Origin of the sequence: Andreprevotia lacus DSM 23236 (assembly GCF_900176275.1) — a bacterium.
Classification (GTDB): domain Bacteria; phylum Pseudomonadota; class Gammaproteobacteria; order Burkholderiales; family Chitinibacteraceae; genus Andreprevotia; species Andreprevotia lacus.
In genome coordinates this window covers 204,073-211,542 of sequence record NZ_FWXD01000005.1, presented here as the reverse complement: position 1 = coordinate 211,542, position 7,470 = coordinate 204,073, and the positions used below count along the sequence as shown (strand labels likewise).

The 7,470-nt window shown below is 62.7% G+C and carries 4 protein-coding genes; all 4 read right to left on the bottom strand.

Translation table 11 applies throughout. The features are described 5' to 3' along the window. Positions 1-2,960, bottom strand: a 2,960-nt coding sequence (locus tag B9A19_RS06115; protein ID WP_139798683.1) for a retention module-containing protein, incomplete at its 3' end; no start/stop codon positions are given. 140 nt (positions 2,961-3,100) lie between these two features. Beyond that, on the bottom strand, positions 3,101-3,700 hold the full coding sequence (locus B9A19_RS06110; protein WP_084089880.1) for a response regulator transcription factor: 600 nt from the start codon (positions 3,698-3,700) through the stop codon (positions 3,101-3,103). Further along, positions 3,697-5,115, bottom strand: a complete 1,419-nt coding sequence (locus tag B9A19_RS06105) for an HlyD family type I secretion periplasmic adaptor subunit (RefSeq protein ID WP_308418220.1) — start codon at positions 5,113-5,115, stop codon at positions 3,697-3,699. The genes B9A19_RS06110 and B9A19_RS06105 overlap by 4 nt, the downstream gene beginning before the upstream one ends. Before the next feature lie 2 nt (positions 5,116-5,117). Beyond that, the gene (locus B9A19_RS06100; RefSeq protein ID WP_245804285.1) at positions 5,118-7,265 is read right to left on the bottom strand and encodes a type I secretion system permease/ATPase; all 2,148 of its coding nucleotides are present in this window, start codon (positions 7,263-7,265) and stop codon (positions 5,118-5,120) included. Between the last annotated feature and the right edge of the window lie 205 nt (positions 7,266-7,470).

Here is a 7,470-nt window from a genome sequence, read left to right as displayed (position 1 = left end):
CCGGCGGCGTCGACCGAGACCTGGCCGTGCGCCGGGTCGCTGCCCTTGGCGAAGGTCAGTGCATCGCCATCGACGTCGGTGGCTTGTACCTTGCCAGTAACCGGGGTGTCTTCCGGGGTGGTGACCGACTGGTTGGCACCAACCGGGTTGCCGTTGTTGTCGACAAAGACCGGGTCGTTGTTGGCCGAGATGTTGACGTTGACGGTGGCAGTCGAGGTGCCGCCGTGGCCGTCATCGACCGAGACGGTGAAGCTGTCCTTGCCGTTGTAGCCGTTGGCCGGGGTGTAGACGTAGCTGCCGTCAGCGTTGACGGTGACGCTGCCGTGCACCGGGTCGCTGCCCTTGGTGAAGGTCAGCTTGTCGCCATCGACGTCGGTGGCGGTGACAGTGCCGTTGACGGCGGTGTCCTGGTGGGTGGAGATGGTTTCATCCTTGCCCACCGGTGCATCGTTGACCGGGGTCACGCCGACATTGACGGTCAGCGTATCGGTGCCGCCCTTGCCGTCAGAGACGGTGACAGTGAAGCTGTCCGAACCGTTGTAATCCTTGTCCGGCGTGTAGGTCCAGTTACCGTTGCCATCGACATTGACCGAACCATGCGCCGGATCGCTGCCCTTGGCAAAGGTCAGTGCGTCGCCATCGGCGTCGGTCGCGGTCAGTTTGCCCGAGACCGGGGTGTCTTCCGGCGTGGTCACGCTGGTGCTGTCACCCAGCGGGCCATTGTTGTCGGTGAATACCGGGTTGTGGTTTTCTGCCGCATTCACTACCACGCTGACGGTAGCGGTCGAGGTGCCGCCGTGGCCGTCGCTGATGGTGTAGGTAAAGCTGTCCTTGCCGGTGAAACCGGGATTCGGCGTATAAATGGGGTTGCCGGTAATGCCATCGATGACCACCGAACCATTTGCGCCCTGGGTCACGCCGCTGACGTTCAGCTTGTCACCATCGGCATCGGTGTCATTGCTGCGCACCGCGATCGTCACGCTGCTGTCTTGCGTCACGCTGGCGTTGTCGTCGTGGGCGACCGGGTTGTGGTTGACCGGCGGTACTTCGCCGCCGTTGATGCCAACGTTGACGGTCAGCGTGGCCGTGCCGCCATGGCCATCACTCACGGTAACGGTAAAGCTGTCCTTGCCGGTGTACTCCTTGCCCGGGGTATAGGTCCAGTTACCGGCGGCATCGACGGTTACCTGGCCGTGCGCCGGATCGCTGCCCTTGGCAAACGTCAGCGCGTCGCCATCGACGTCAGTCGCTATGGCAGTACCGCTAACCGGGACGCCAACCTTGGTAGTAACGCTTTGGTCCTGGCCCACCGGTGCATCGTTCACCGGGGTCACACCGACATTGACGGTCAGGCTGGTCTGGCCGCCCTTGCCGTCGGATACGGTGACGGTAAAGCTGTCGCTGCCGTTGTAATCCTTGGCCGGGGTGTAGGTCCAGCTGCCATCGGTGCCGACAGTCACGCTGCCGTGGGCCGGGTTGCTGCCGGTGGTGAAAGTGAGCGTATCGCCATCAACGTCGGTGGCAGTCAGCTTGCCCGAAACCGGCGTGTCTTCCGGCGTGGTCACGCTCTGGTTCTGGCCGACCGGAGCGTCGTTGACCGGGGTCACCACGACGTTGACGGTGAGAGTGGTCGTGCCACCGTGGCCGTCGGCCACGTTGACGGTAAAGCTATCGTTGCCGTTGTAGTCCTTGGCCGGGGTATAGACATAGCTGCCGTCTGCATTGACGGTGACTGCGCCGTGGGCCGGGTCACTGGCCTTGCCGTAGGTCAGCGTGTCGCCGTCAACGTCGGTGGCAACCACCTTGCCGTTGAGCGCGGTGTCTTCCGGCGTGGTGACTTGCTGGTTCTGGCCGGTCGGTGCGTCGTTGACCGGCGTAACGTCGACATTGACGGTCAGGGTTGTGCTGCCGCCGTGGCCGTCGCTGACGGTAATGGTGAAGCTGTCCTTGCCGTTGTAATCCTTGCCCGGGGTATAGGTCCAGTTGCCGTCGGCGTTGACGGTGACCGAGCCGTGCGCCGGGTCGCTACCCTTGCCATAGCTGAGGGCGTCGCCATCGACGTCGGTAGCGACGACCTTGCCCGAGACCGGAGTGTCTTCCGGCGTGGTGGCATTCTGGTCCTGACCAACCGGGTTGCCGTTGCTGTCGACCAGCACCGGGTTATCGTTGACCGGCGTCACGGTGACATTGATGGTGACGGTATCGGTGCCGCCCTTGCCATCGCTGACCAAGACCACGAAGCTGTCCTGGCCGTTGTAATCCTTGCCCGGCGTGTAGGTCCAGTTGCCATCGCTGTTGATGACGACGGTGCCGTGCTGCGGGTTGGTGGTGGTGGAGAAGGTCAGCGGGTCATTGTCGATGTCGACCGCATTGAACTTGCCCTTGAACGGAGTATCTTCCGGCGTGCTCACGCGCTGGCTATCGCTCAGCGGCGCCTGCTTGTCGTCCAGCAGCTCGGGCGCGTGGTTGGTTTGTTCCGCGCGGGTTTGCTGGGTGGTTTCCTGGCTGACGATCGGCGTGCCGGACTGGAATTCGACCGAGCCGACTTCTTCGCTGATGCGGCCAAGACGGATGAAGGAGTGATCGCCATCACCGGCAGCACCACCGGCATTCAGGCCGGCGGCGGTGGCTTCGAGTTCCTGCGACAGGTCACCGCCCTTGGCGATGACGGTATCGATGGCGGCGCTGCTGGATACATTGCTCAGCGCGGCATCGGCCACAGCATGGGTTTCGACGGCCAGCACCTGGGCGTCGACCAGCACGGCGCGATCGGGGCCGATGGTTTGCTGTTCACCATTGGGCAGCAGCAATACCACTTCACCGTGGGCGGATGTAACCAGTACCTGGTCCTGAGCGATTTCCTGGCCCGCATGGACCGGAGTCAGCTTGCCGGTGGCGTCGCGGATGAAAGCTTGACCGTGGACGGAAACGAGCTTGGCATGAGCGGCGGGATGAGCCATCAGAAAATCCTCAGAGACCTGTTTTAGGGAGCCCTGAAGATAAGTTAGCTGACAAGACCAATCTACTGTACCGAAGTACAGTATGTGATGCACACAACCGTCAGAATTGCTTGATTACCAACAGATTTCAGCAGACCAGTTCAGTGCATGCCCTTCACGCGCAGCGCCAGTTGCAAGCGGTCTGCCACATGCAGTTTGCTGAAAAGGATTGTCAGATGTGCTTTCACCGTGCGCTCGGTGATATCGAGCTCGCGGGCAATTTCCTTGTTGGATGCGCCGCGTGCCACCAGCCGCGCCACTTCGGCCTCGCGCTCGGTCACCTTGGATTGCCAGTCGTGTGCCTCGTGCATGTCGTTGCGCGTGAGCGTCTGAATCAAACGCTGCATGACCAGTGGACCGATCCAGGCACCACCTTTGGAGACCACATCCAGGACCTGCGTCCAGAATTCGTTTGGCGCATAGGCATGACCATAGCCACGCGCGCCGGCCTGCAGCGCGTGCAGGTTTTCCAGATCGCTGGGCAGGCTGCTGGCCATGATGACCAGCCGCATCGCCGTCCACGCATGCCAGCGCGGGTCGGCAAGGCCGGGCAGGCCGGGCATGGCCAGATCGACCAGCACCAGCGGGCCGGCCTCGTCCAGCTCGTTGCCGACATGCACGGTATAGCCGGCCGCCGCCGTACGCCAGTGATCGGCCAGTACGGGGTCGGCGGTAATGAGGGTGAGCGGCGGATGGTTCATCGTTCGGTCAGGGCGTTGGCTTTGGCGCGCAGCACCGGTTTGAGCAGATAAGCCAGAATAGACCGCTTGCCGGTCAGGATATCGACCTCCGCCACCATGCCGGGGATGATCGGCAGCTTCTTTTCACCAATGAAGGACTGCGTCGTGCGCACGCGCACCACGAAGAAGGCATTGCCCTTGTCGTCGGTCACCGTGTCGGCCGAGATGTGCTCCAGCGTCGCTTCCAGCCCGCCGTAGGTGGCGAAGTCATAAGCGGTGAACTTCACCAGCGCCTTCTGGCCCGGACGCAGGAAGGCGATGTCGCGCGGCAGCACCTTGGCCTCCAGCAGCAGCGCGTCGTCGGACGGCACGATCTCGATCACGTCCTTGCCCGGCTGCACCACGCCGCCGACGGTGTTGAACATCAGCGTCTTGACCGTGCCCCGCACCGGCGAGCGGATGTCCGACTGCTTGACGCGGTCGGCCAGCCCTACGCTGCCTTCCGACAGGCTGCTCAGCTTGCCCAGCGTCTCGGACAACTCGACTCGTGCCAGATTGCGGAAATTCAGCTCGACTTCATTGATCTTGTTGCTGGCTTCCGCCATTGACGACTGGATGCGCGGCAATTGGGCATTGGCCGAATCACGCTCGCCACGGAACCGGGCAATATCGCGCTCCAGCCGCAGGATGTCGACATCCGACACCGCACCGCTCTTGAGCAAGGGTTTAGTGGCATCCAGTTCGCGCTGCGTGAGATCAAAGCTTTGCGCCGCCTGATCACGCCGCGCACGCACTTCGTTCATTTCCTGGCTGCGTTGCGCCAGTTGCTGGCGCGCCACGCCGACGCCGGCTTCAAGCTCGGCGCGCTTGGACAGGTAGAGTGATTGCTCTTGCGCCACCAGATCCGGCGCCTCGGCTTCGACGTCCGGTGGTGGCACAAAAGCCTTGCCGCTGGAAATGGCCTCCAGCCGCGCGGCCTTGGCCTTGAGCGACAGGTATTGGGCACGGTTTTCCTTCAGCGACGAGACAAAGCGCGTCGGGTCTATCTTGAGCAGCAACTGCCCCTTTTGCACCACCTCGCCTTCACGCACCAGGATCTGCTGCACGATGCCGCCATCCAGGCTTTGCACGATCTGCACCTGGCGCGACGGAATGACCTTGCCCTCGCCCTTGGTCACTTCATCGATGGGCGACAACCCGGCCCACACCAGCAAGGTGATCATGGCCAGCAGCGACAGCCAAACCATCAGGCGCGAGCCGCGCGGGTTGTGCTCGGCAATCGCCCAGTCGGCATCGCCGATGAAATCCTTTGCATCGACACCCTGGCCCTTGTCGGTGCGCATCAGCGTGTCCAGCGCCTTGTTGCTGCGACGGGTAAAACGGTCCAGCAAGGTGGGCGGGCGCTGGCGGGCAATGGTGACTTTCATGTTGTTCATGCTCAAGACCTCCGGCCCACACGGCCTTGCTGCAATGCTTCGACCACCACGGCCTTGGGGCCGTCGGCGACAATCGCGCCATCGTCAACGACGATGAGGCGGTCAACCAGATCAAGCATCGAGGTGCGGTGGGTCACCAGCAGCAGGGTCTTGCCGGGTATCAGTGCGCGCATGCGCCCTTTCAGTCTTTCCTCCGACATGTGGTCCATCGAGCTGGTTGGCTCGTCCAGCAGCAACATGGCCGGGTCGTTGAGCAAGGCGCGAGCAATGGCCACCGTCTGGCGCTGGCCGCCAGACAATGATTCACCGCGCTCGCCGATCATCATGTCGAAGCCGTGCGGATGCACGTCGGCAAATTCGTTGACGCCGGCGTTGTCGGCCGCAGCCAGCACCATGGCATCATCGGCATGCGGTGCGCCGATCACGATGTTCTCGCGCAGGCTGCCATAGAACAGGATGGGGTCTTGCGGCACATAGCCGATGGCGCGGCGCAGGTCGGCCGGATCGATCTGGCGGGTATCGACGCCATCGATCAGCACGGCGCCCTCTTCGGGCTGGTAAAGACCGAGGATCAATTTTTCCAGCGTGCTCTTGCCCGAGCCGATGCGGCCGATCACGCCAACGCGCTCACCCGGGTTGATGCGGAACGACACATCCTTGAGCACCGGCTGGCCGCCGTACGAGAACGACACGTGCTTGAACTCGATGGCGCCGCTGAAATGCTCGCGGTGCAGGAAGTTGCTGCCTTCCGGGCGTTCCACCGGCAAGTTCATGTACGACTCGATGCCGTTCAGCGCGGTACGCGCATTCTGGAACTGCATCATCAGGCCGGCCACCTGGCCGAACGGTGCCATGATGCGGCCGGACAGCATGGATGCGGCAATGATGCCGCCCATGGACAATTCCTTGTCTATCAGCAGATAAACGCCGGTAATCACCGTCACCACGTTGACCCACTGTGCAGCCGTGTTGGCAAAGTTGACCGTGCTGGACGACAGCAACTTGATCTTGGTGCCCATCTGCGCGATGTAGAGGGTGGATTCCTCCCACTTGCGCTGGAAACCGCTGCTGGCTTCAAGCGCCTTGACGGTCTCGATGCCGGCCACGCTTTCCACCAGCGTGGCATTGCGCTGGGCGGTGGCACGCTGCGTGGCCTCGACCAGCTCGTGCATCTTGCCCTGGGTGACCAGACTGAACAGCACCACCAGGAACATGCCGGCCAGCGGCGGCAACAGCAGCCAAGGCGACAGCCAGATCAGCACCAACAGGAACAGGAACACGAAGGGCAGGTCGATCACGGCGGTAATCGATGCCGAAGCGATGAAATCGCGCACCGATTCAAAACTGCGCAGGTTGGCGGCAAACGAGCCGACCGACTGCGGCCGGTTGGCCATCTTGATGCCCAGCACGCGCTCCATGATGAGCGCGGACAAGGTGATGTCGATGCGTTTGGACGCCACGTCGATGATGTGGCTGCGCACGGTGCGCATGCCAAAGTCGAAACTCATCACCAGCAGCGCGCCGATGGCCAGCACCCACAGCGTTTCCTGCGCGTGGTTGGGCACCACGCGGTCGTACACGTTCATCGAGAACAGCGGCAGGGTCAGCGCAAACAGGTTGATCAGCAGCGCGGCCAGCAATGCATCGCGATAGATGCGCCAGTTGCCGAACACCACGCTCCAGAACCAGTGCTTGGCACGCACCTTGCCCAGCTCGGGCGCACGGGCCTCGAAGCGGAAGCGCGGCCGTACGAACACGGCCACGCCGGTATATTGCAGTGCCAGCGTTTCAGCACTGACGATGTCGCTGGATTCGCCAGCATCGGACCAGCGCACGCGGGCGCGGCCATCGGGCAGCCATTCCAGCAGCAGGCAGGCCTGCTGGTCATCCAGCACCAGCAGCGCCGGCAGGCTGCGGTAATTGAGTTCATCCAGATTCTTGCGCACCAGCCGTGCGGCCAGCCCGGCGCGCGCAGCGGCGCGCGGCAACAAGGATGGCGTGAGCTTGTTGTTGACCAGCGGCAACCCGGCAGCCAGCGCCTGCGGGCTGGACGGGCGCCCATAGATGCGGGTCAGTTCGGACAGGCAGTCAAGCAGCGGGTCGGCATGCAGTGCATGCGGGTTGCCGGCCCATTCGGCGGTTTGCGTCACGTTGCGAAATCCAATCGTTCAAATATAATGATTTGCTGTAAAACTGAATCCAGCTGCAAGCATGCATTGTTGCACGCAACCGGGCTGGCGCCCACACTGCTGGCAGATTCTTGACGCCAGCTTGCGCAAACAAGCGGTATCGACGGGCCGGAATGCTTGCACGAAGGCAGGGAATCCGCCACCAGGCAAGCATACTATACCGACA